Origin of the sequence: Brevibacillus sp. LEMMJ03 (genome assembly GCF_007197875.1) — a bacterium.
GTDB lineage: Bacteria > Bacillota > Bacilli > Brevibacillales > Brevibacillaceae > Brevibacillus > Brevibacillus thermoruber.
This window is the reverse complement of record NZ_VKJN01000026.1, coordinates 1-20,471: the sequence shown is the minus strand read 5'-3', so window position 1 is coordinate 20,471 and position 20,471 is coordinate 1. Positions and strand designations below refer to the sequence as shown.

Sequence of the window (20,471 nt, the reverse complement as noted above, 5' to 3'; positions counted from 1 at the left end):
AGCAGCGTGCATGCCTTGGAAACCCGTCAGTTGACGTTGTCCTACGGAGAACGGAATATCATCGAAGCGCTCGATCTGCGCATCCCGCGCGGGCAGATCACGGTCTTCATCGGCAGCAACGGCAGCGGCAAATCCACCTTGCTGCGCTCGCTCGCCCGGCTGTTGAAGCCCAAGCAGGGGGCGATCCTGCTCGACGGCGAGTCGATCGCCAAGCAGTCGACCAAGGAAGTGGCCAAGCGGCTGGCGATCCTGCCGCAAGGGCCGACAGCGCCGGAAGGCTTGACCGTCCTGCAGCTCGTCAAGCAGGGGCGCTATCCGTACCAGAGCTGGCTGCAGCAGTGGTCGGAGGAAGACGAACGGATGGTGACCAAAGCGCTGGCAGCCACCCAACTGACCGAACTGGCCCACCATCCCGTCGACTCGCTGTCGGGCGGACAGCGGCAGCGTGCCTGGATCGCCATGACCCTGGCCCAGGGGACGGAGACCATCCTGTTGGACGAACCGACCACCTACCTGGACATGGCGCACCAAATCGAGATCCTCGACCTGCTGTACGAGCTGAACCGGACGGAACAGCGTACGATCGTCATGGTGCTGCACGACTTGAATCTGGCCTGCCGCTATGCCCACCACATCGTCGCCGTGCACAACCGGAGCGTGTACGCCGAGGGCAGCCCGGACGAGGTCATGACGGAAGAAATGGTCCGCCACGTGTTTCAGATGGAGTGCCAGATCACTCACGATCCGCTCTACGGCACGCCGATGTGCATCCCGTTCAGCAGAAGCCGGTTGACCGCTGTCGCCGAGCCGAGACAGAAGGTTCACGCGTAGACTCGGCGCCGAAAAATCGGCACAAAAAACGGCATGACACCCGCCAGCCGAAACGTTACAATGAAGGACAAACGGTACACATTCGCGAGGCGGAAAGGAGATTCTCCCTTTGTCCAGTGTGGGTTTTCCCGGGTTGCTGCTTTTGCTGGTCATGTTTGCGCTGATTGCCCTGTTCGGCGTTGCGCTGGCGCTGTTTATTCGCAAGCTGCTGCAGCGCCAGGCGGACAAACGCGACAGTCTCACGCGCATCGAACAAAAGCTCGACAAACTCATGGAACAACAAGAGAATCGACAGCGGCGATAAGCGAACAAAAAAGGTGCCTTCCCTGTCAGGGAACGCACCTTTTTTGCATTTCCGATTGCTGCGCTTACTTCTTCAGGTTGTAGAAAGCGGCGCGGCCGCCGAAACGTGCGGTGTCGCCCAGCTCGTCTTCGATGCGCAGCAGTTGGTTGTACTTGGCCACGCGGTCCGTGCGGGACGGAGCCCCCGTCTTGATCTGGCCGGCGTTGGTCGCAACCGCGATGTCGGCGATGGTGGAGTCTTCCGTTTCGCCGGAGCGGTGGGAGATGACCGCCGTGTAGCCGGCCCGTTTCGCCATCTCGATGGCGTCAAAGGTTTCGGTCAGCGTACCGATCTGGTTTACTTTCACCAGGATGGAGTTGCCGGTCGCATTTTCGATACCGCGCGCCAGACGCTCGGTGTTGGTCACGAACAGGTCGTCGCCGACGAGCTGCACTTTGCCGCCGAGGCGCTCGGTCAGCACTTTCCAGCCGTCCCAGTCGTCTTCGGAGAGACCGTCTTCGATGGAGATGATCGGGTACTTGCTCACCAGGTCTTCGTAGAAGGCGATCATTTCTTCCGTGGTCTTCACGACGCCTTCTCCTTCAAAGTGGTACTTGCCGTCCTTGTACATTTCGGTAGCGGCCACGTCCAGCGCCAGGAAGACGTCTTTGCCCGGCTCGTAGCCAGCGGCCTTGATCGCTTCCAGAATGGTGGTGATCGCTTCCTCGTTGGACTTCAGGTTGGGAGCAAAGCCGCCCTCGTCCCCTACCGCCGTGTTCATGCCCTTGGCGGCGAGCACCTTTTTCAGCGAGTGGAAAATCTCCGCCCCCATGCGCAGCGCTTCCTTGAACGATTCGGCTCCGACCGGCATCACCATGAACTCCTGGATGTCCACCGTGTTGTCCGCGTGCTTGCCGCCGTTGAGGATGTTCATCATCGGCACCGGCAGCGTCTTGGCGTTGAAGCCGCCCAGGTAGTTGTAGAGGGAAACGCCCAGGGACGCGGCTGCGGCGCGGGCGACTGCCATGGAGACGCCGAGAATCGCGTTGGCGCCCAGTTTGCCTTTGTTCGGGGTGCCGTCCAGTTGGATCATCGCCGTGTCGATGCCCACTTGGTCCATCGCGTCCATGCCGATCAGCTCAGGCGCGATGATCTCGTTGACGTTCTCCACCGCTTTCAGTACCCCTTTGCCGAGGTAGCGGCTCTTGTCACCGTCGCGCAGTTCCACTGCTTCGTACGCGCCTGTGGATGCGCCGGACGGAACGGCGGCGCGGCCCATGGAGCCGTCTTCCAGAAATACCTCCACTTCCACGGTCGGATTGCCGCGGGAGTCCATGATTTCGCGTGCGTAAATGTCGGTAATCATCGTCATTGTGACCATCTCCTTTATTATGATGGAGAACCCCGCACCAGCCTGGGACTCGCGGGTGCGGCGTTCGTCGTTGGCCTAGCGGGTGCGCCTTGCTCGTCACTCGCTGCCGTTTACTTGGCGATCAGCGATTTCCCGGTCATTTCCGCCGGCTGCGGCAGGCCCAAAAGCTCCAGCATGGTCGGCGACAGGTCGGCCAAAATGCCGTCCTCCCGCAGTGTCACGCCTTCCTTCGTGACGATCACCGGCACGGGGAAGGTGCTGTGGGACGTAATCGGACGTCCCGCTTCATCCAGCATCAGGTCGGCGTTGCCGTGGTCGGCCGTGATGATCGCCGCGCCGCCCTTGGCGAGAATCGCGTCCACCACTTTGCCGAGGCACTCGTCCACGGTCTCCACCGCCTTGATCGTCGGTTCCATTTTGCCGGAGTGACCCACCATGTCGCAGTTGGCGAAGTTGAGGATGATCGCGTCGAAACGCTCCGCTTCGATCTCTTTCAGCACCGCCTCGGTGACTTCCGGCGCGCTCATCTCCGGCTTCAGGTCGTAGGTGGCCACTTTTGGCGACGGAATCAGGATGCGCGTCTCGCCGGGAAACTCCTGCTCCCGCCCGCCGCTGAAAAAGAAGGTGACGTGCGGGTATTTTTCCGTCTCCGCGATGCGAAGCTGCTTCAATCCGTACTGTGCCAGCACTTCGCCCAGCGTGTTGTCCAGGTTGGTCGGCTTGTAGGCCACATAGCCGTTCACCGTCTCGGAAAAATGCGTCAGGCAGACGAAGTGGAGGTTGCGCGGATGCCCTTCCCCCCGGTCGAAGCCGCGGAAGTCGTCGTTGGTAAACGCCTGCGAAATCTGGATCGCGCGGTCCGGCCGGAAGTTGAAAAAGATGATGGAATCGCCGCTCTGGATGGTGGTGACCGGCTTGCCCTGCTCGTCCACGATCACCGTCGGCATCACAAACTCGTCCATGATCGACTTCTCGTACGATTCCTTGACCGCCTGAATCGGGTCGGTGTAAGCCGGCGCGTCCGCGTACACCATCGCCCGGTACGCCTTTTCGATCCGCTCCCAGCGCTTGTCGCGGTCCATCGCGTAGTAGCGTCCCTGCACCGTGGCAATCCTGCCCACGCCGATCTCGGCGATTTTGGCCTGCAGTTCTTCGATGTAGCCGACGGCGCTGTCCGGGGCCACGTCACGCCCGTCGAGGAAGCCGTGGATGAAGACGCGGTCGACGTTCTGCCGTTTGGCCAGCTCCAGGAGCGCGTACAAATGCTCGATGTGGCTGTGCACGCCGCCGTCGGAAATCAGGCCGAACAGGTGCACCTGCTTGCCGTGTTCCTTGGCGTGGCGGAATGCGCCAATCAGCGTTTCGTTTTCGAAAAAGGCGCCTTCGCGAATCTCTTTGGTGATCCGGGTCAAATCCTGGTACACCACGCGGCCTGCCCCGATGTTCAGGTGGCCGACTTCGGAGTTGCCCATCTGCCCCTCCGGCAGCCCGACAGCCAGTCCGCTCGCCTGCAGCGTGGCGTGGGGATACTGCTGCCAATAGCGGTCAAAGTTGGGCTTGTTGGCCTGCGCCACGGCATTGCCGTAGGTTTCCTCCCGCAGCGCAAAGCCGTCCAGAATGATGAGTGCGACCGGTTTGGGTCGATGTGCCATCTGACTCCCCTCCTTACGACTGACGCTGTCCGGCGGCTCCGGCCACCAACTGCAGGTAGCTTTCCGCCGTCAGGCTGGCGCCGCCCACCAGCGCTCCGTCAATGTCCGGCTGCGCCATGAAGCTGTCGATGTTCTCCGGCTTCACGCTGCCGCCGTACTGGATGCGCACGGTCTGGGCAGCCGCCTGGCCAAACCGCTCGGCGATCGCGCCGCGGATGATCGCGATCGTCTCGTTGGCGTCTTCCGCCGTGGACGATTTGCCCGTACCGATCGCCCAGATCGGTTCGTAGGCGATCACCACGTCCGCCATCTGCGCGGCCTCCACGCCGGCCAGCGCCGCTTCGGTCTGCCTGCGCACGACCGCAGCGGTCTCGCCCGCCTCCCGCTGCTCCAGGCTTTCGCCCACGCAGACGATCGGCTTCAGGCCGTGTTTCAGGGAGGCCAGCACCTTTTTGTTGACGGTCTCGTCCGTTTCATTGAAATACTGGCGCCGTTCCGAGTGGCCGATGATGACGTAGCGGACGCCGATCTCCTTGAGCATCAGCGGGCTGATCTCGCCGGTAAAGGCGCCCTGCTCCTCGAAGTGAACGTTTTGCGCCCCCAGGGCGATCGGTGTGCCCTTGAGCGCCTCCGCCAGAGCGGCCAGAGCCGTAAACGGCGCGCAAATCACCTGTTCCACGCCAGCCTCAGCGCTGCCCGCTTTCGCCTCTTGGACAAAGCGGACGGCTTCGGCAATCGTTTTGTGCATCTTCCAGTTTCCAGCGATAATTGGGGTTCTCAGAGGAATCTCCCTCCTTATTCGTTGTCCTGCAGCACGGCCACGCCGGGCAGCTCCTTGCCTTCCATGAATTCCAGGGAAGCGCCGCCGCCGGTGGAAATGTGCGTCATCTGCTCCGCCACGCCCGCTTTCTCCACAGCCGCCACGGAGTCGCCGCCGCCGATGATCGTCGTGCCGGAGCAGGCGGCCATCGCTTGAGCCACGCCAATCGTCCCCTGGGCGAACGCGTCCATTTCAAACACGCCCATCGGCCCGTTCCACACCACCGTGCGGGAATCGACGATCACGCCGCGGAAGAGTTCCACCGTTTTCGGACCGATATCGAGCGCCATCCATCCGTCCGGAATCGCGTCGACGGAGACGGTCTGTTTCTGTGCGTCAGGCGCGAAGCGGTCCGCCACCACCACATCCACCGGCATCAGCAGTTGGACGCCGCGCTCCTCGGCCTGTGCCATCAGCGAGCGGGCCAGATCCAGCTTGTCGTCCTCGCAGAGGGAGGCGCCGATGCCGTACCCTTTTGCCTTGAGGAAGGTGTTGGCCATGCCGCCGCCGATGATCAGATGGTCCACCTTGGTCAGCAGGTTTTCAATCACGGCAATTTTATCTTTAACCTTTGCGCCGCCGACAATGGCCGTAAACGGACGCTCCGGACGGGTCAGGGCGCCGCCCAGGAAGCGGATTTCCTTTTCCATCAACAGGCCCGCCACCGCCGGTATGTACCGGGCGATGCCCGCCGTGGACGCATGGGCACGGTGTGCGGCCCCAAACGCGTCGTTGACGAACACATCGGCCAACTGCGCAAAGCGCTGTGCCAACTCGGGATCGTTCTTTTCCTCACCTGCATGGAAACGCACGTTTTCCAAGAGGATCACGTCGCCGTTCTGCATGTTGGAGACGGCCGCTTCCACGTCCGGTCCGACGGAGTCGTCCAGCTTTTTAACCTCTTTGCCGAGCAGCGCGGAAAGATGGGCGGCAACCGGCGTGAGGCGCATCTCCTCGACCACCTGCCCTTTCGGACGGCCGAAATGGCTGGCGAGAATCACCTTGGCGCCTGCGTCCAGCAAGAACCGAATCGTCGGCAGGGCGGCACGGATACGCGTGTCGTCGGTAATCACGCCGTCCTGCATCGGTACGTTGAAGTCGACGCGGCAGAAAACGCGCTTTCCTGCCAGGTTCACATCGCGGATAGACTTCTTGTTCATGAACGATCCTCCCCACAAGAATGGCTTATGTTCGGAAAATAGCGTATGGGAAAAAGGGAGAGGACGCTCTCCCTTTTTTCACAACAGTTCTATTTTACTTTTTACAAGCCACGTTCTGCAACAAATTGGCACAAGTCTACGACGCGGTTGGAGTAGCCCCATTCGTTGTCGTACCAGGAGACGACTTTGACCATGTTGCCTTCCAGTACCATCGTGGACAGCGCGTCGATTGTGGAGGAGGCCGGGTTGCCGTTGTAGTCGGAGGAGACCAGCGGTTCTTCCGAGTAGCCGAGGATGCCTTTCAGCGGGCCTTCCGCCGCTTCCTTCAGCACGCGGTTGACGTCTTCAACCGTCACGTTGGTTTTCAGTTCGGCCACCAGGTCGACGACGGACACGTTCGGCGTCGGTACGCGCATCGCAAAGCCGTTCAGCTTGCCTTTCAGCTCCGGCAGCACGAGCGCCACTGCTTTGGCCGCCCCGGTCGAGGTCGGGATGATGTTGGTCGCAGCCGCACGGGCACGGCGCAGGTCCTTGTGCGGCAGGTCAAGGATCTGCTGGTCGTTGGTGTAGGAGTGAACGGTCGTCATCAGGCCGCGCACGATGCCGAACTTCTCATGCAGCACTTTGGCGAACGGAGCCAGGCAGTTGGTCGTGCAGGACGCGTTGGAGATGACCGTGTGCTTTTGCGGATCGTATTTGTCCTCGTTGACGCCCATCACGATCGTGATGTCCTCGTTGGTCGCCGGCGCGGAGATGATTACCTTTTTCGCGCCGCCTTCCAGGTGCTTCGCCGCGTCTTCCCGTTTGGTGAAACGGCCGGTGGATTCCACCACGATCTCTACGCCGTAATCCGCCCACTTGAGCTGCGCCGGATCGCGCTCCGCCAGCACCTTGATTTCCTTGCCGCCGACGATCAGCGTGTTTTCCCGCGCTTCCACGTCCAGGTCCAGCACGCCGTGTACGGAGTCGTACTTCAGCAGGTGCGCCAGCGTCTGCGCGTCGGTCAGGTCGTTGACGGCGACGATTTCCACGTTCGGGTTGTTCAGCGCTGCGCGAAACACGTTGCGGCCGATGCGGCCAAATCCGTTGATACCCACTTTTACCATAACAATACCTCCTGCTCGCTCATATGGCTTTCTACTTGGTTTTTACAAAAACGCCCGCCGTTTGAAAGGAACGGGCAGTGACTATCGTTACAATCGGCAATAACAGGGGAAAGAACAAATACGGCAACGTCTCGACGGTGGACACGCCCAAGGTGACGGCCATCACCATCGCCAGGCCGTTCCAGGGAATGAGCACCGGCATCACCAGCGTCGAATCCAGCATCGTCCGGCCGAGCAGCACCTTTCCCGCTTCCAGCCGGGAGAACCGCTCCAGCAGCGTCGAGCCGAGCACCAGCAGCGGAATCGTCTGGTTGCAGCTAATGGCGACTACCAGCAGGGACAGCAGTACGGCCTTGCCGGCGAAGACTGCCGGCCGCTTCGTCTCCCCCATCAGGCGGTCGACCAACGGGGCCAACAGGTTGGCCTTGTTCAGGATGCCGTTCAAAAAGCCGGCCAGGCTAATCAGCACCAGCACGTTCAGGATGGACGCCATCCCCCCTCCGTGCACCAGTTGGTCCAGCGGCGTGCCGGAATGCAGCTCGTATCCGCTCAGGACGGAGCGGACGATGGTCCCGGCGTCCAGCGGCGAGGTCGCCAGCACGAGCGCCGCGGCTGCGGCGATGCCGAACAGCAGGGCCGGGATTGCCCTGACCCGCAGGGCAAACGAGCCGATCAGCACAATCAGCGGAACCAGCGGCAGCCAGCCGACGGAAAAGAACCGGCGCAGCAGTTCCTGGTAATAGCCGATCGTTCCCGCTTCGCCCGTCTGGCTGCGCAGCAGGTCGATCAGCAGGAACAACAGCGCGCACGCCCCCACCGTGAACAGGGCGGGGCGGTTGGTGCGGCGCTCCTCCTCTTCCGTCATGCTGACGCTGCTCAACACCAGCAGTCGGCTGCTGGAGATGGGGGAAAACCGTTCCCCCACCATTGCGCCGCTGATCAGCGCGCCTCCCACGATCCCGCCCGGCACGCCGGCCGTGTGGGCGATCCCCATCAACGACAGGCCGATCGTGCTCAGCGTCCCCACCGAGGTGCCCAGCAGGAAGCTGGTCGCCGCCGTCAGGAGAAAGGAGAGAACCAGCAGGCAGCGGACGTCGACGACGGACAGCCCGTAGTAGATGATGGCGGGAATCGTGCCCCCCATCATCAGGAGGGGGATGAGCAGCCCCACCAGAAACAGGATGAGCAGCACCGGTTTGGTCTGCTTCACGCCGTCCCAGCCGAACGCGAACAGCTCCCTCCAGGAATAGCCAAGGCGATTTACACTAACAAGTGTGACCAAGATGGCGAAAACCATCCCCAGAAACAGCGGAAAGCCGAAACTCAGGCTCAGCGCGATTCCGGCGATCAGCGACAAGACGGGGAGCACTGTCAGCACGTTCATGAAGCGCTCTTCCTTCCGCTGCAGTCATGCGGACAGAATGGCCCGCGCGGCCCCTTCGTCCGTGATGAGTACATTCTGGCACGACTGTTTGGCAAAGGAAAGGATCGCTTTCGCCTTGCTCTCGCCGCCCGCGATGGAGAGTACCGCCTCCGCCTTTTTGACGTCCTCGAGCTGAAGGCCGATTGTCGGCATGCGGTGAACCGTCTCGCCCGCTTCGTTAAAGTAGTAGCCAAACGCTTCCGACACGGCCCCGGCCTGTTCCAGTTCGCGCAGCTCCGCTTCGGAGTAGCTGCGCCGCCTCGCCATCGTGACGGCGTCGCCGATGCCGTGCAGGACGATCCGGGCGTGCTTCAGCAGGGCCAGAACCTCTTTGATCTGAGGTTCCCGCAAGAGGCTCTGCAGCGCTTCCGGATGCAGCCGATCCGGCACGTGCAGCAGCCGGTAGGTTCCGCCGGTCTTGGCCGCCATCGCCGATGCCAGCGTGTTGGCCTGCAGCTCCACCCGCTCGCCCAGGCCGCCGCGGGCCGGGACAAACTGGACGCCTTTAAACGCGGGGGCCGGCGTCAGATGCTGGGCCACGCTGGCAATCGACGTTCCGCCGGTGACGGCGACGATGTCCCCTTCCCGCACGTACTGCTTCAGCACGCGCGCTCCGACGCGTCCCAGCTCCTGTTTGACCCAGGGCGAATGGTCGGCGTTTCCCTGGACGACGATCACTTCGGCGATGCCCAGCACGCGCTGCAGCCGCTCCGCCAGCTCGGTCAGGCCGAACAGTTCGCCGACCAGCGGTTCCAGCTCATCCAGCACACGCTGTCCTTCTTCGCTCAAGCTCATCCCGGCTGCCGTGACGTGAAGCAACCCGGTCTCCTTCAGCAGATCCACCTCGGCGCGCAGGATGCGCTCCGTGCTTTGGAGCTCCTGGGCCAAAGCGCGCCGGCCGATCGGCTGCAGGTGATCGATCGAGCGAAGCAGCATGTACCGCTGCCGCATCACGTCAACCAGGTCGGGCAGCAGTTTTTGTTGCATCTCGATGAAACGCCGCATCTGCCTTCTTCCTCGTCTGCTTGTTTTTGTTCCGGGACGTTTTTTGTCCCGGTATATACATTTTTTGTCCCGGTTGGAGCAAAAAAATAATCTCACTTCCCTTTGAATGTAGCACACCTGTAAAAAACATGCAAGGTCCCTCAGCCCACCAGAGCCGAGGGACGTGTTGCCGGTTACCTCGAGCGGCGAACCAGCTCCGCTCGCAGTTCTTCCCAGGTGACCACGCTGGTGACGGAGCGGAATGCCTCCTGCCCGTCGATCTCCACGACGGGGATGACCAGCATGTACCGCTCGTGCAGCGCATCATCCGCCTCGATGTCGACCACGGTCAGGCGAAGCGGAAACTCCTGCTCCAGAAGGCGGATCGACTGCTCCACCTGCTCGCACAGATGACAGTGTTTCCGCCCGTACAGCACGATTTCAAACGGTTTGCCTGCATGCATCTCTCAAAACCTCTTTCGCTTCGCCGACGAGGGGATCATCATCTCTTCCCGATATTTGGCCACTGTCCGGCGGGAAATCTCGATCCCTTCCTGCAGCAGCATCTCGGCCAGCTTCTGGTCCGACAGCGGCTGTTTCCGGTCCTCCTGTTCGATCAGCGCCTTGATCCGGCGCTTGACGCTCTCCGACGAGGCCGCCTGGCCGCTGGCCGTCGACAGCGCCGACGTAAAGAAGTACTTCAGTTCGAAAATCCCCCGCGGCGTCTGCACGTATTTGTTGCTGGTCGCGCGGCTGATGGTCGACTCGTGCAGGTTGACCCGCTCGGCGATCTCCTTTTGCGTCATCGGCTTCAGGTAGTGGACGCCGCGATCGAAGAACTCCCGCTGCATCTCGACGATCGCCTGGGTGACGCGCATCAGGGTCAGCCGCCGCTGCTCCAGGCTTTTCGCCAGCCACATGGCGGCGTTCAGCTTTTCGTGAATAAACTGCCGGGCGTCGTCCTGGCTCTTTTGCTGGCGCAGCATCTTCTCGTAGAAGCTGTTGATTTTGATCCGCGGCGTCGCCACGTCGTTGACCAGCACCACGTAGTCGTCGCCCACCTTTTCTACGGCCACGTCGGGGATGACGTAGCGCGTCTCGGCGCGGGAAAAGGAGGCACCCGGACGGGGGTTGAGCGTGCGCAGCAGATCCGCCATCGCCTGTACGTCCTGCACCGTACAGCCGACCTTCTCGGCGATCCGCTGGTAGCGGCAGTCGGCCAGATCGTGCAGATGATGGCTCACCACCTGCACGATGTTGTCGTCGTCCAAGCCCAGGTGGCGGAGCTGCAGCAGCAGACATTCTTCCAGGCTGCGGGCGGCCACCCCGGCGGGATCAAAGTGCTGCAGGACGGCCAGCACGTCTTCGATCTCGTTCAACGCCACGCCCAGGCGCTCCGCCGCTTCCTCCAGCGGGATTTCCAGATAGCCTTTTTCGTCCAGATTGCCGATCAAAAACAGGGCGATCTTCCGCTGCAGCGGCGTAAAGCCCTTGACGTAGCCAAGCTGCCGTTCCAAATGTTCGTACAGCGTCACCGTCTCTTGATGCACAAAGTCGAGCGGATTGTAAGTGCTTTCATTTTTGCCCGCGGAATATTCGCCTGTGGCCCGATTTCCCACGATCTCCTTCCAGTCGATTTCCGGAGCCGGCCGCTCCTGTTTTACAGGTGCCGCGTCCACCGCCTCTTCCTGCAACTCGATTACGGGATTTTCGTTTGCCTGCTCCTGCAAATAGGAGATCAGATCAACGGCCGAATACTGCAAAATGGTAATCGCCTGCCTCAACTCCGGCGTCATCACCAGCTTCAGCGTCTGCTCCTGATAAAGACCCAGTCCCATGTTCATCGAGTTCGCCCCCCTTCTTTCCATGCAGCAGATTTAGGCACTTCTGTCTTTTCTCATTATATTCGCTCAGTCATGCAATTTTCCTGCCAATATTTTATTTTCGATATGTCCGCTCGCCCAACGGACCGCCATTGATTGCTGTGCGATCCGTTGAAAAACGTGAGAAACGCAGCAGCAGCGGCGGGACTTCCCCGGCCTTCAAAAGATTTTTTGTCATTTTCCATTTTTTGCATTTGCATATGCTTAAAATATGTTCTATAATAAAGATCGTCACGCGCCCGTAGCTCAGTGGATAGAGCGGCGGTCTCCGGAACCGCGTCTTGCGTAGGTTCGACTCCTACCGGGCGCACCATACGTGGCAACAAGGAATAAACGCGATTCTCTGCCAGCCGGAGGGTCGCGTTTTTTTGTGTGTGCATGCCCCCTGTCCTGTTCCGGCGTTTCGGTTACACCGACCTGCATGTCGTGCGCACCGATCCGTAAGGGTACGGCTCGAGGCGGATTTTTTGGACAAACTTTCGCCGGTTGAAAATCGTCCCTCCCCGGCCCAAAAAAAAAGCCCCTGGCACCTGCGCGAGGCAAGGAGTCAGGAGCACCATGCACACATGTTTCCTTCACATTGAAGTTCAACAAGAAGTACGGTGTGGATCGTTTGATTTCACAGGAGACGCTGGAGATTCTCTCCGGTTACGCCTGGCCGGGCAACGTGCGCCAGTTGGAAAATGTCATCGAACGCCTGGTGATTACGACCGACTCGATCATCCATCCGCGGGACCTGCCTGACTTGATTCACCAGCACACCAAGGAGCGGCTGCCCGATCCGCCCTTTTCGTCACTGGATGAAGCCCTGCGGGAAGTGGAGCGGCAGATGGTCGTGCGCTCCTACCAAAAATGCGGCAGCTCCCGCAAAGTGGCCGCCGATCTGAACGTGAGCCAAACTCGCGCTTCCAGGCTGATTCGCAAATACTGCGGTCATCGTGCCGATTCGGAGTAAGCGGAATCCCTGCATTACATCCGCTGACAGCAAAACGCCCTGGAGATTGCTCCTCTCCAGGGCGTTTTGCTGTATTCACTGCGGGTCCTGTTTGTTCAGGTTGCGGTCCCGTTCCGACTTTTGCTTTTGGGACGTCTGCGACTTGCTGCTGTGTCCCTGATTGCCGCCGTATTGGGTGCTGCGGTTGTTGGACATGCGCATCCCGTTCCTTTCTGCAGATGGTCTTCACGCCACCTGTAGTATGTCCCAACCGGCCGGACTCAACCGCCTGTTACTTCGCTTCACCCACGTACACTTTCTGGCCGTTTTCGTATTTGTACACGTAGACGGAAGCAAACTCGTTGTCGCCTTTTTCGTCGAACGCCACTTTGACGAACTGGCCTTGGAAGTCCCTGATCTTGTGCACCTGCTCCAGCACCTGCTCGCGCGTCGGCTTTTGGCCGTTGTTGGCCTTGATCGCCTCTTCCAGACCGTGCAGCAGGACGTTCATCGAGTCGTAACCGAAGGACGTGAAGATCCCCACCTTGTTGCCGGTGGCCTGCTCAAATTCGGAAATCCACTTCTTGCCTTCCTCGGTCGCCCCGATGTCGCCAACGACGGATGTGAACACGACGTTGTTGGCATTGTCGGCGCCGGCGATTTTCACTAGATCGAGGGAGTCGTAGCCGTCGCCGCCCATCACGATGCCCTTGAAGCCTTTGTCACGAAGCTGCTTGATGAGAACGCCGGCGTCGGAGTAGTAACCGCCGAAGTAGATCATTTCCGGTTTGGCGGCGATGATTTGGTTGATCACGGCGCTGTAGTCCTTTTCACCGGCGGTAATGCCTTCGTAGCCGACCACCTGGACGCCGTCCTTTTCAAACTGCTTCTTCACCTCGTCGGCCAGCCCCTGGCCGTACGCCTGCTTGTCGTGTACGATGTAGGCCGTCTTGACGCCCAACTGGTTCTTGGCGTAAATGGCCGCCTTGGACCCCTGCTGGTCGTCGCGGGCGCAGATGCGGTGCACCACTTTTTTGCCTTCTTCCGTCAGATTGGCCCCGGTCGAAGACGGCGATACCATGACCAGTTTTTCCTGTTCGTACTGGGCGGATGCCGTAATCGACGCGCCGGTGGTCACGTGGCCGACGACGCCGATGACATCCGGATTGGAGATGAGCATCTGCGCGACCGCCACGCCCTGTTTCGGGTCGGCCTGGTCGTCCTGGGCGAGCAGTTGAACGTCAAAGCCCAGTTTTTTGAAATCTTCCTGTCTCTGCTTCAGGGCGTATTCGGCCCCCGCCTTGGCGGTGCTGCCGTAATCGGAGTACTGGCCGGACAGCGGGCCGACCGAGGCGATCACCAGTTTTTGCAGCGAACCGGAAGCGGAGCCGGTGCTGCTGCCGCCATTGCTCGACTGCTGCTGTCCGCCGCCTCCGCAGCCGGCCAGGGCGGTGCCCAGGGCCAAAACAGTTGCAAGAAAAGCAAATGTTTTCTGTTTTTTCATCGTGAGAAATCCCCCTTTTACTTTACGAGCAAACCATTACAAGAAAACAGTGCCACTTGCTCATATTTTAAAATAAATACGAAAATTTGCAACAGATAAAATAGATACAAGATATAGGCGATACCTATAGGAACGATTACATGATGATGAAAAAGGAAAGCCGCCCCCGGCCGGGAAGCGGCGCATTCGCGTTCGGCATCTTTGTCTATTCCTTGTATTTGCGGGAGTACGCTTTGCTCGTGACATAGAGCGTCAAGGCGATAAACCCGACAAACATGACGACACTGGCCACAATGACCGTCGTTTCCATCTGCGATTCCCCTCTCCCACTGCTTTCTGCCTTATTATACGGGAAAAGGACGAGCGGTTACAACGGATGAATCCGCCAGGCCGCTTACTTCTCCGTCTTGATGGACAGGTTGTAGGTCAGATGCTTGGCGTCGTAGGAGACGGTCGCCCCCAACTCCTTCGCCACGAACACCAGCGGCACGAGCACGGCGCCGGTCGTCACGCGCGGGGGATGCGGCACGTTGGTCTCCTTGCCGTTTTTGTACGCGAAGGTTTTGTTTTGGTACATGCGCAGCGCGTACTTGTTGTTTTTGGCGATCAGCACGGAATGGGTCATGCTGTCCCAGGCGGCCGTACCGTCGAGGGCAATGGCAAGCGTGCTGGCGTTGACGTAGGCCACACCGTTTTCCGTCACTACGTCCTGCGGGAAGACCAGTTCCTTTCCGTTCAGCACGACTTTGATTTTTTGCTGTTGGACCGGTGCCGCCTGGGCAGAGGCGGCGGCTGCCGCGACGCTTCCGGTCAACAGTGCTGCCATCAGCAGCATGGCTGGCATTTTGCGAAGCATGGTAACACCCCTTGATCAATGAAATAATTACCAATTTGAAAATATTTGACATTAATCGTTTTATTCCCTCTTTTTTCTCCCAAAAGTTCCCTATGAGCCTTCCTGCTCCAACATGCCACACTATGAAGAAACGGCACATATCCCGCGAACAAACGTTTTTGTGCACAACCTGTTAACAACTCTGTGGATAAGTCCAAGGAGGGAGCGGCTCTCGTGGCGAACGAGCGATTGTACCTCATCTACCAGGAAGCGAACGACGAGGAATGTCTGCTGACCATTCAGCCGTTCACGGACGAACAGGCATTGGCGGAGGCCATCAACAAGCTGCAGGCCCGGCAGGTGGAGGAATACACGATCATCAAGGGGCGGAAAATGAACGCGACGCTTCGCCTGGCTGTCGAGCTTGCCGAAGCGGAAGAGGCGGAGGAAGCCTGAGTCCGCCTCGGGACAACCCTCTTTCCGGCGATCGTTTCTCCTGCTATGTTGGAGAAGGGACCCCGTCTGTTGAAATTTTGGCGGAGGCGATCCCGTATTGTTGTACGGGAGGAGGGATGCGTGATGGATCAGGAACTGGCGCGAATCAACAGCGAAGCCGCCCGGTTGGCCGAGCAGTTTGTGAACGGACAGCCGCGGGCGTTTCACCGGCTGGTCCTGTTGTTTGCGCCGCGCGTGATGCGCATCGTCCGAAAGTTGGTCAGCGGCTATCACGACGGTGAGGACCTGTACAACGAAATTTGGCTGAAGGTCGCGCAGAATCTGCATAAATACGATCCCGCACTGCCCTTTCACTCCTGGCTGTACCGCATCGCTTCCAACACGTGCATCGACTTCCTGCGCAAAAAACGGGAGATCGTGCTGGAGGACGAACAGTTGTTGCTGCACGTACATAAACACCCCGCAGCGCCTGTCAAAAGCCCGGAGCGGTTCCTTGTGGAAAAGGAGACGCACACTGAGCTGACCGCGCTCATGGACACCCTGAACGAAACCGACCGGCTGATTCTGACCCTCCGTTTTGTCGAAGACATGAGCTATGAAGATATCGGCAGCATCGTGGGGATGAACAAAAACACCGTGGGCACCCGGCTGTTCCGGGCCCGCAAGCAGTTGAAAGAATTGCTGGAGAAACATCGGGAGGAAAGGAGAATGGCCGATGCCGCATATTGACGATCTGACACTGATGATGTACGGGGACAACGAGCTGTCCGCCGAAGAAGCGGCCCGCGTGGAAGACCACCTGGCCCACTGTTTTCACTGCCGGCAGTCGTGGGAGCAGATGGCCGGCGAGCAGCGTCTGCTGGCGGAGACATTTTTCGCCGCGGATACGTCTCTGCCGCCGCTGGAGCTGGACTCGCTGACGGCGGCACAGATTGAAGGCATTGCCATCCTGCACAGGCGCCATCGCCGCCGCCTGCTGTGGCGGGCGGTGCTTGGGACGAGCGCTCTTCTGGCTGTTGCGGCAGGTTACCTCATTTTTTGGCAGAGCGTGTGGTTTCACTGGGTTTCCTCGGCGTGGAACTCCTGGACATCCCGCTTCTTTTGGGGGTCGGCCCTGTGGCTGAAGGACAACGCCGGAGACCTGTTCGACGTCCCCGGCGCATACGTGGTGGCACTGCCGCTGCCGCTGCTGCTGCTGATCGGTCTGCTCCTGCTGGTGAACATACGCTTCCATCCCTTCCCTCCATCCCGGCTGCGGAATCGGGAGGTTGACTGATGGGACGGATCAGACAAATCGTATGCCTGCTGCTGTCTGTTTCCCTGCTCGTGCCGGCAAGCGCGGTCCATGCATTCAGTGCGGTGTCGAGCCAAAGTTACGTGCTGCCGGCTGACGCGGTTCACGACGGCGATCTGGCCGTCAACGCCAGCACGGTCACGATCGAAGGAACGGTGGACGGCGACCTGTACGTGTTTGCGGAAAACGTGCAGGTAAACGGACGCGTCACGGGAGATGTCCTCTCGTTCGCGGCCGCCACTCGGATCGGCGGCACCGTCGAGGGGGATGTGCGCGCCTTCACGCAAAACCTGTCGATCTCGGGCAGGGTGGAACGAAACGTCACCGCCGGTTCCAGCCATATCGTGCTGGAACAAAGCGGCCAGGTGGGCGGCAGCCTGCTGATGTTTACCCCCCATGCCGACCTGTACGGCAAAGTGGCCCGCGAAGCCAACGGCAAGGCGAACACGCTGCGCATTACGGGGGAAATCGGGGAAGGCATCTCGCTTCTCCACTGCGGCTCCCTGCGGATTGACGCGCCCGCCGTGATCGGCGGCGATCTGGTCTACTCCAGTCCGCAGCGGGCTGTGATCGGTTCCGGCGCCGTCCTCAAGGGCAGGGAGCTGTATTCCCCCCCGGCGGTGAATGCCGACCAAAACGTCTTTTCCTACTTTCCCATCCTGCTGGGCCTCTCATCCCTGCTCAGCACGCTGCTGCTCTGGCTGGCCGTGCGCTTTCTCTTCCCGGCCGGGCTGAGCTGCATCTATAGCCAATTGGACCGGCGCCCGGGACAGGCGCTCACCTGGGGAACCGGCTTCGTGCTCGGCCTGCCGCTCCTCTCGCTCGTGCTGCTGGTGACCGTCGTCGGGATTCCGGTGGCGGTGACGCTGCTGTTGGCATTCCTGCTCCTTACCTGGTCGGCAAAGGTGTTTGTCGGCTCCTGGATCGGCATCCGCCTGGCCGAGCGGTTCCGCTGGCGGCTCTCCCCTCTGCTTGCCGAGCTGCTGGGCGTGGTGGCGCTGCAGTGCCTGCTGATTATCCCGTTTGCCGGCTGGCTGTTCGCCCTGCCGGTCTGGATGGCATTCCTTGGGGCGCTGGCCGGCGCGGTCCGTCAGGCGAATAAAACATTTCTGACGCCATAAGGTTTAGGATAGGCGGGATTGGGAGAGAACTGAGAAGAGGGCTTGCAGTTACCTGTTTGACCTTTACTGACCTTTCGTGTATGATAATCTTACCAAGAGAGGAGGAAGGCTCAATGCATATGAACTTGATTCCAACCGTCATCGAACAGACAAATCGCGGTGAACGTGCATACGATATTTATTCGCGCCTGCTGAAGGACCGCATCATCTTTCTCGGAACGCCGATCAACGACACCGTCGCCAACATCGTCGTGGCGCAATTGCTGTTCCTGCAGGCGGAGGACCCGGACAAAGACATCCACTTGTACATCAACAGCCCGGGCGGTTCGATTACCGCCGGTATGGCGATTTACGATACCATGCAATTCATCAAACCGGACGTGTCCACCATTTGTGTCGGCATGGCCGCGTCCATGGGGGCCTTTTTGCTGGCGGCGGGCGCCAAGGGCAAACGCTTTGCCCTGCCAAACAGCGAAGTGATGATTCACCAGCCGCTCGGCGGCGCGCAAGGCCAGGCGAGCGACATCGAAATCGCCGCCAAACGCATCCTGAGAATGCGCGAACACCTGAACAAAATCCTCGCCGAGCGCACCGGTCAGCCGCTGGAGCGGATTCAGAAAGACACGGACCGCGACAACTTCCTCACCGCCCAGGAAGCGCTGGAGTACGGCCTGATCGACAAAGTGATCACACCGGAATCCTCTTCGAAAAAATAATAGGCTTCACGGGATATTCCCCTCGAAGCGCGGCACCCGGCCTGTACGCCGGGTGTTTTTTGTTTATGGCCTTTTCCTGCGAGATGCTGCCCTTGTTCTTCCTCCTACAGACGGCTTAGATAACGGCCGATCTGTTCGGCATCCTGGCTGATGTCGAGCCAGACTCCCCCGATGGAAAACGCAAAATACAGGCAAAACATGAGGGCGATCCCGTGCAGATCCTTGGGAGCCGGATCGTTTCGCAAGATCCTCCAGCACCATGCGGAATAGACCAGCAGTAATCCATACCGGTACAGATCGCTTTCCCTGCGGAGAATCGCCTCGATTTTCCGTTCCACCGCTTCCATCAGGCGTGCGTTCCCCGCCTCCTTCGGCCTGCCGGTTACTGTTTGATCGGGCGTCACAAACGAATAGTACTCGGTCGTTTCCCCTTGTCCCTCTTCCCGATACTCCACCTTATATTTGTAGGGCAAGAATACGGCGCTTTTTTGCATGTAGTCATCCTGATAGATACTGCTCTGCTCCTTCAGGACAATCCAGACCAACAGCGAACTGAACAGCACCAAAGCCGCCGCCCCTACCTGCCCATACGTTTTTGCGCTTACTGCCATGCCTAATGATTGATCGTAACGCCGCATCGTTTTCAGATCCTTTTCCCAATGGTTTTGATACTACTAACTATATGAAACATTTACTGAAAACGGAAGATGCGTATCCCCCCCTCCCCAGCTACGGAAAGCCAGACATAACTCGAGGGGAAAGGCCGTCATGCCCCTCCCCTCGTTTTTGCAATTACTTCTCCACCAACTGTCCGACCTCGACCGTCATGCTGTTGGCCGGGTTGCCTTCGGCGTGTACGCGGGCCGTCGCGGTTCGTTCATCCACACCGTCGATCCAGACCGGCTGCCCCTTGTATTGGACTTCGATTTTGTCCGAGGAGCGCAGGATTTCCTGTGCGCGCTTCACATCCATGCGTGAATCCCTCCCTTGGTGCTGTCAGCGGTTGTCGCGGGCCGTGCTGGCTCCGGTCATGGTATCGGTGGTCGTCTCCTCGATCAGTCCGTTCTGGTCGGTCACCTGTCCGCCGCCGAGCCCCTCGTTTATCATGCGGTCAATGTCCATGTCAAACTGGTCGCGTCCTTCGTATTGGGCGTCACGGTTGTTCTCCACACGTCTTCCTCCTTCAGCGCGGCTGTGTACCGGGTGATGGAAGCTCCCATTCGCATGCGGTTGCGGGTGGAAGCCTCTCCTGTTTCATCTGTTAGCATTTCCCCGTCCGGCGGGAAAACATGCAGCCGTCCCGACCGAAAAGACACGTTCCGGGAGGTTTTTATGCGGCTACGCCAAATCCCTCCGATTAATCAAGGACCCTCTCGGCAGTCTTTGCCAACACATCGATACGTTTTCTCACGTAATCGACTATTTCCTCTACCGGTACCCCATCCGTCATGATCTTCTCTTCAAAGCATGTGTCCTGATAGGCCTCCACACACGCTGGGATCTGCCGGTAACACCAGTTCCCCTCCGCTTCTCCTCGCCTTCTGAGCCGTTCATAGAGGGTTTCCTGGTTGGCGATCAAGCAAAAATGGCAGGTTTGTTCATCCAGTTCCTTGAACCCGTTGAAAATGTATGAGAAGTATTCCTTATGGATAATCGTCATGGGGACAATCAAGTGTTTCCCGTAGGTCATTTTCAGCAACCCGGCGACCTTTACCGTCAGTACCTTCCACAATTCCAAATCCTGAAAATTATCTGTCTTTTCCTCGCGCTGCCTGATCTCTTCCGGAACGATGCGGCGCAGCATAAAACCAACCTCTTCAGGGTCGAACAGCATGCTGTTCGGTATGGATGCAACCAGCCTGCTGGCAACCGTCGTCTTCCCGGCGCCATACGCACCGTTTATCATTACAATCATGGTCGATCGTCCTTTTGCAAGGGATGTGAAACAGCCGAGCAGGAGCCACCGTCGCACGGAACGGAAAAGAAAAAGAGGCACCGGCAAAGAAAGAAGTGGTCATATCCCCGTCAAGTAGACAGTAAAAAAAGAGGAATCACCTAAGCGGCGATCGCTTCTCGATATTCAACCGGGGAGAGGTC

At 59.4% G+C, this 20,471-nt stretch carries 24 protein-coding genes and 1 tRNA gene; 9 read left to right on the top strand and 16 right to left on the bottom strand.

The genetic code is table 11. From position 1 onward, the window contains the following. Window positions 1-6: 6 nt before the first annotated feature. A complete protein-coding gene (locus FOI68_RS21310; RefSeq protein ID WP_035299346.1) occupies window positions 7-831 on the top strand; it encodes an ABC transporter ATP-binding protein in 825 nt (274 codons plus the stop codon). 118 nt (window positions 832-949) lie between these two features. Beyond that, complete coding sequence (locus tag FOI68_RS21305; protein ID WP_238550937.1) at window positions 950-1,135, top strand: DUF4083 family protein; 186 nt, start codon at window positions 950-952, stop codon at window positions 1,133-1,135. Window positions 1,136-1,199: 64 nt separating this feature from the next. Here the strand turns inward: FOI68_RS21305 and eno are convergent, their stop codons facing one another. From eno to rpoN, 9 genes are all read right to left on the bottom strand, one after another. Beyond that, window positions 1,200-2,486, bottom strand: coding sequence for a phosphopyruvate hydratase (gene eno, locus FOI68_RS21300; RefSeq protein WP_029098156.1), 1,287 nt, complete (start codon window positions 2,484-2,486; stop codon window positions 1,200-1,202). 110 nt (window positions 2,487-2,596) lie between these two features. Then, the gene (gene gpmI / locus FOI68_RS21295; RefSeq protein ID WP_143864227.1) at window positions 2,597-4,138 is read right to left on the bottom strand and encodes a 2,3-bisphosphoglycerate-independent phosphoglycerate mutase; all 1,542 of its coding nucleotides are present in this window, start codon (window positions 4,136-4,138) and stop codon (window positions 2,597-2,599) included. A gap of 13 nt (window positions 4,139-4,151) precedes the next feature. Beyond that, on the bottom strand, window positions 4,152-4,919 hold the full coding sequence (tpiA, locus tag FOI68_RS21290) for a triose-phosphate isomerase (protein ID WP_143864226.1): 768 nt from the start codon (window positions 4,917-4,919) through the stop codon (window positions 4,152-4,154). A gap of 14 nt (window positions 4,920-4,933) precedes the next feature. Beyond that, window positions 4,934-6,118 carry a phosphoglycerate kinase gene (locus tag FOI68_RS21285; RefSeq protein WP_029098153.1) on the bottom strand — a complete coding sequence of 395 codons (1,185 nt, stop codon included), beginning with the start codon at window positions 6,116-6,118 and terminating at the stop codon, window positions 4,934-4,936. Window positions 6,119-6,219: 101 nt separating this feature from the next. Continuing rightward, window positions 6,220-7,224: a type I glyceraldehyde-3-phosphate dehydrogenase gene (gene gap / locus FOI68_RS21280; RefSeq protein ID WP_029098152.1), complete on the bottom strand. Its 1,005-nt coding sequence runs from the start codon at window positions 7,222-7,224 to the stop codon at window positions 6,220-6,222. Window positions 7,225-7,255: 31 nt separating this feature from the next. Further along, a complete protein-coding gene (locus FOI68_RS21275; protein WP_143864225.1) occupies window positions 7,256-8,608 on the bottom strand; it encodes a Na+/H+ antiporter NhaC family protein in 1,353 nt (450 codons plus the stop codon). 24 nt (window positions 8,609-8,632) lie between these two features. Then, the gene (locus tag FOI68_RS21270; protein WP_035299339.1) at window positions 8,633-9,652 is read right to left on the bottom strand and encodes a sugar-binding transcriptional regulator; all 1,020 of its coding nucleotides are present in this window, start codon (window positions 9,650-9,652) and stop codon (window positions 8,633-8,635) included. Between the two features lie 173 nt (window positions 9,653-9,825). Beyond that, entirely contained in the window at window positions 9,826-10,095 is a 270-nt protein-coding gene (locus tag FOI68_RS21265; RefSeq protein ID WP_044898990.1) for a glutaredoxin family protein, read from the bottom strand. A 3-nt stretch (window positions 10,096-10,098) separates the two neighbouring features. Then, window positions 10,099-11,475, bottom strand: coding sequence for an RNA polymerase factor sigma-54 (gene rpoN / locus FOI68_RS21260; protein WP_143864224.1), 1,377 nt, complete (start codon window positions 11,473-11,475; stop codon window positions 10,099-10,101). Window positions 11,476-11,749: 274 nt separating this feature from the next. Between rpoN and FOI68_RS21255 the strand changes: the two genes are divergently transcribed. Further along, window positions 11,750-11,827: transfer RNA gene (locus FOI68_RS21255), tRNA-Arg, on the top strand. Window positions 11,828-12,094: 267 nt separating this feature from the next. After that, window positions 12,095-12,469, top strand: coding sequence for an AAA-type ATPase lid domain-containing protein (locus FOI68_RS21250; RefSeq protein ID WP_464165361.1), 375 nt, complete (start codon window positions 12,095-12,097; stop codon window positions 12,467-12,469). Between the two features lie 75 nt (window positions 12,470-12,544). Here FOI68_RS21250 and FOI68_RS24140 read toward each other — a convergent pair whose 3' ends face one another. The 3 genes from FOI68_RS24140 to FOI68_RS21240 form a co-directional block, all read right to left on the bottom strand. Continuing rightward, the gene (locus tag FOI68_RS24140; protein WP_255309701.1) at window positions 12,545-12,670 is read right to left on the bottom strand and encodes a hypothetical protein; all 126 of its coding nucleotides are present in this window, start codon (window positions 12,668-12,670) and stop codon (window positions 12,545-12,547) included. Window positions 12,671-12,740: 70 nt separating this feature from the next. Next, window positions 12,741-13,952, bottom strand: coding sequence for a branched-chain amino acid ABC transporter substrate-binding protein (locus tag FOI68_RS21245; protein ID WP_143864223.1), 1,212 nt, complete (start codon window positions 13,950-13,952; stop codon window positions 12,741-12,743). Window positions 13,953-14,346: 394 nt separating this feature from the next. After that, window positions 14,347-14,808: a copper amine oxidase N-terminal domain-containing protein gene (locus FOI68_RS21240; protein WP_143864222.1), complete on the bottom strand. Its 462-nt coding sequence runs from the start codon at window positions 14,806-14,808 to the stop codon at window positions 14,347-14,349. Window positions 14,809-15,021: 213 nt separating this feature from the next. Between FOI68_RS21240 and FOI68_RS21235 the strand changes: the two genes are divergently transcribed. The 5 genes from FOI68_RS21235 to clpP all read left to right on the top strand — a co-directional run bounded on the left by FOI68_RS21235 (window position 15,022) and on the right by clpP (window position 18,374). Further along, window positions 15,022-15,243 carry a hypothetical protein gene (locus FOI68_RS21235; RefSeq protein WP_029098144.1) on the top strand — a complete coding sequence of 74 codons (222 nt, stop codon included), beginning with the start codon at window positions 15,022-15,024 and terminating at the stop codon, window positions 15,241-15,243. A gap of 123 nt (window positions 15,244-15,366) precedes the next feature. After that, window positions 15,367-15,972 (top strand): RNA polymerase sigma factor, encoded by a 606-nt coding sequence (locus FOI68_RS21230; protein WP_065067337.1) that lies wholly within the window; start codon window positions 15,367-15,369, stop codon window positions 15,970-15,972. Next, complete coding sequence (locus FOI68_RS21225; protein WP_143864221.1) at window positions 15,959-16,519, top strand: zf-HC2 domain-containing protein; 561 nt, start codon at window positions 15,959-15,961, stop codon at window positions 16,517-16,519. The genes FOI68_RS21230 and FOI68_RS21225 overlap by 14 nt, the downstream gene beginning before the upstream one ends. Continuing rightward, window positions 16,519-17,658 carry a bactofilin family protein gene (locus tag FOI68_RS21220; RefSeq protein WP_143864220.1) on the top strand — a complete coding sequence of 380 codons (1,140 nt, stop codon included), beginning with the start codon at window positions 16,519-16,521 and terminating at the stop codon, window positions 17,656-17,658. The genes FOI68_RS21225 and FOI68_RS21220 overlap by 1 nt, the downstream gene beginning before the upstream one ends. Before the next feature lie 119 nt (window positions 17,659-17,777). Further along, a complete protein-coding gene (gene clpP / locus FOI68_RS21215; protein ID WP_029098140.1) occupies window positions 17,778-18,374 on the top strand; it encodes an ATP-dependent Clp endopeptidase proteolytic subunit ClpP in 597 nt (198 codons plus the stop codon). 104 nt (window positions 18,375-18,478) lie between these two features. On the opposite strand, the gene FOI68_RS21210 is transcribed toward clpP, so the two are convergent. The 4 genes from FOI68_RS21210 to FOI68_RS21200 all read right to left on the bottom strand — a co-directional run bounded on the left by FOI68_RS21210 (window position 18,479) and on the right by FOI68_RS21200 (window position 20,289). Continuing rightward, window positions 18,479-19,012: a hypothetical protein gene (locus FOI68_RS21210; protein WP_143864219.1), complete on the bottom strand. Its 534-nt coding sequence runs from the start codon at window positions 19,010-19,012 to the stop codon at window positions 18,479-18,481. 154 nt (window positions 19,013-19,166) lie between these two features. After that, window positions 19,167-19,346 (bottom strand): H-type small acid-soluble spore protein, encoded by a 180-nt coding sequence (locus FOI68_RS21205; RefSeq protein ID WP_029098138.1) that lies wholly within the window; start codon window positions 19,344-19,346, stop codon window positions 19,167-19,169. 24 nt (window positions 19,347-19,370) lie between these two features. After that, window positions 19,371-19,544 carry a hypothetical protein gene (locus FOI68_RS23640; RefSeq protein WP_156110492.1) on the bottom strand — a complete coding sequence of 58 codons (174 nt, stop codon included), beginning with the start codon at window positions 19,542-19,544 and terminating at the stop codon, window positions 19,371-19,373. 187 nt (window positions 19,545-19,731) lie between these two features. Further along, window positions 19,732-20,289, bottom strand: coding sequence for an AAA family ATPase (locus FOI68_RS21200; protein WP_143864218.1), 558 nt, complete (start codon window positions 20,287-20,289; stop codon window positions 19,732-19,734). Window positions 20,290-20,471: the final 182 nt, after the last annotated feature.

What these genes read in the sequence shown, in the direction of transcription:
- eno (WP_029098156.1), bottom strand. Translation starts at nt 2,486, where the DNA reads ATGACGATGATTACCGACATTTACGCACGCGAAATCATGGACTCCCGC.
- gpmI (WP_143864227.1), bottom strand. Translation starts at nt 4,138, where the DNA reads ATGGCACATCGACCCAAACCGGTCGCACTCATCATTCTGGACGGCTTT.
- FOI68_RS21285 (WP_029098153.1), bottom strand. Translation starts at nt 6,118, where the DNA reads ATGAACAAGAAGTCTATCCGCGATGTGAACCTGGCAGGAAAGCGCGTT.
- gap (WP_029098152.1), bottom strand. Translation starts at nt 7,224, where the DNA reads ATGGTAAAAGTGGGTATCAACGGATTTGGCCGCATCGGCCGCAACGTG.
- FOI68_RS21275 (WP_143864225.1), bottom strand. Translation starts at nt 8,608, where the DNA reads ATGAACGTGCTGACAGTGCTCCCCGTCTTGTCGCTGATCGCCGGAATC.
- FOI68_RS21270 (WP_035299339.1), bottom strand. Translation starts at nt 9,652, where the DNA reads ATGCGGCGTTTCATCGAGATGCAACAAAAACTGCTGCCCGACCTGGTT.
- FOI68_RS21265 (WP_044898990.1), bottom strand. Translation starts at nt 10,095, where the DNA reads ATGCATGCAGGCAAACCGTTTGAAATCGTGCTGTACGGGCGGAAACAC.
- rpoN (WP_143864224.1), bottom strand. Translation starts at nt 11,475, where the DNA reads ATGAACATGGGACTGGGTCTTTATCAGGAGCAGACGCTGAAGCTGGTG.
- FOI68_RS24140 (WP_255309701.1), bottom strand. Translation starts at nt 12,670, where the DNA reads ATGCGCATGTCCAACAACCGCAGCACCCAATACGGCGGCAATCAGGGA.
- FOI68_RS21245 (WP_143864223.1), bottom strand. Translation starts at nt 13,952, where the DNA reads ATGAAAAAACAGAAAACATTTGCTTTTCTTGCAACTGTTTTGGCCCTG.
- FOI68_RS21240 (WP_143864222.1), bottom strand. Translation starts at nt 14,808, where the DNA reads ATGCTTCGCAAAATGCCAGCCATGCTGCTGATGGCAGCACTGTTGACC.
- FOI68_RS21230 (WP_065067337.1), top strand. Translation starts at nt 15,367, where the DNA reads ATGGATCAGGAACTGGCGCGAATCAACAGCGAAGCCGCCCGGTTGGCC.
- FOI68_RS21225 (WP_143864221.1), top strand. Translation starts at nt 15,959, where the DNA reads ATGCCGCATATTGACGATCTGACACTGATGATGTACGGGGACAACGAG.
- FOI68_RS21220 (WP_143864220.1), top strand. Translation starts at nt 16,519, where the DNA reads ATGGGACGGATCAGACAAATCGTATGCCTGCTGCTGTCTGTTTCCCTG.
- clpP (WP_029098140.1), top strand. Translation starts at nt 17,778, where the DNA reads ATGAACTTGATTCCAACCGTCATCGAACAGACAAATCGCGGTGAACGT.
- FOI68_RS21210 (WP_143864219.1), bottom strand. Translation starts at nt 19,012, where the DNA reads ATGCGGCGTTACGATCAATCATTAGGCATGGCAGTAAGCGCAAAAACG.
- FOI68_RS21205 (WP_029098138.1), bottom strand. Translation starts at nt 19,346, where the DNA reads ATGGATGTGAAGCGCGCACAGGAAATCCTGCGCTCCTCGGACAAAATC.
- FOI68_RS21200 (WP_143864218.1), bottom strand. Translation starts at nt 20,289, where the DNA reads ATGATTGTAATGATAAACGGTGCGTATGGCGCCGGGAAGACGACGGTT.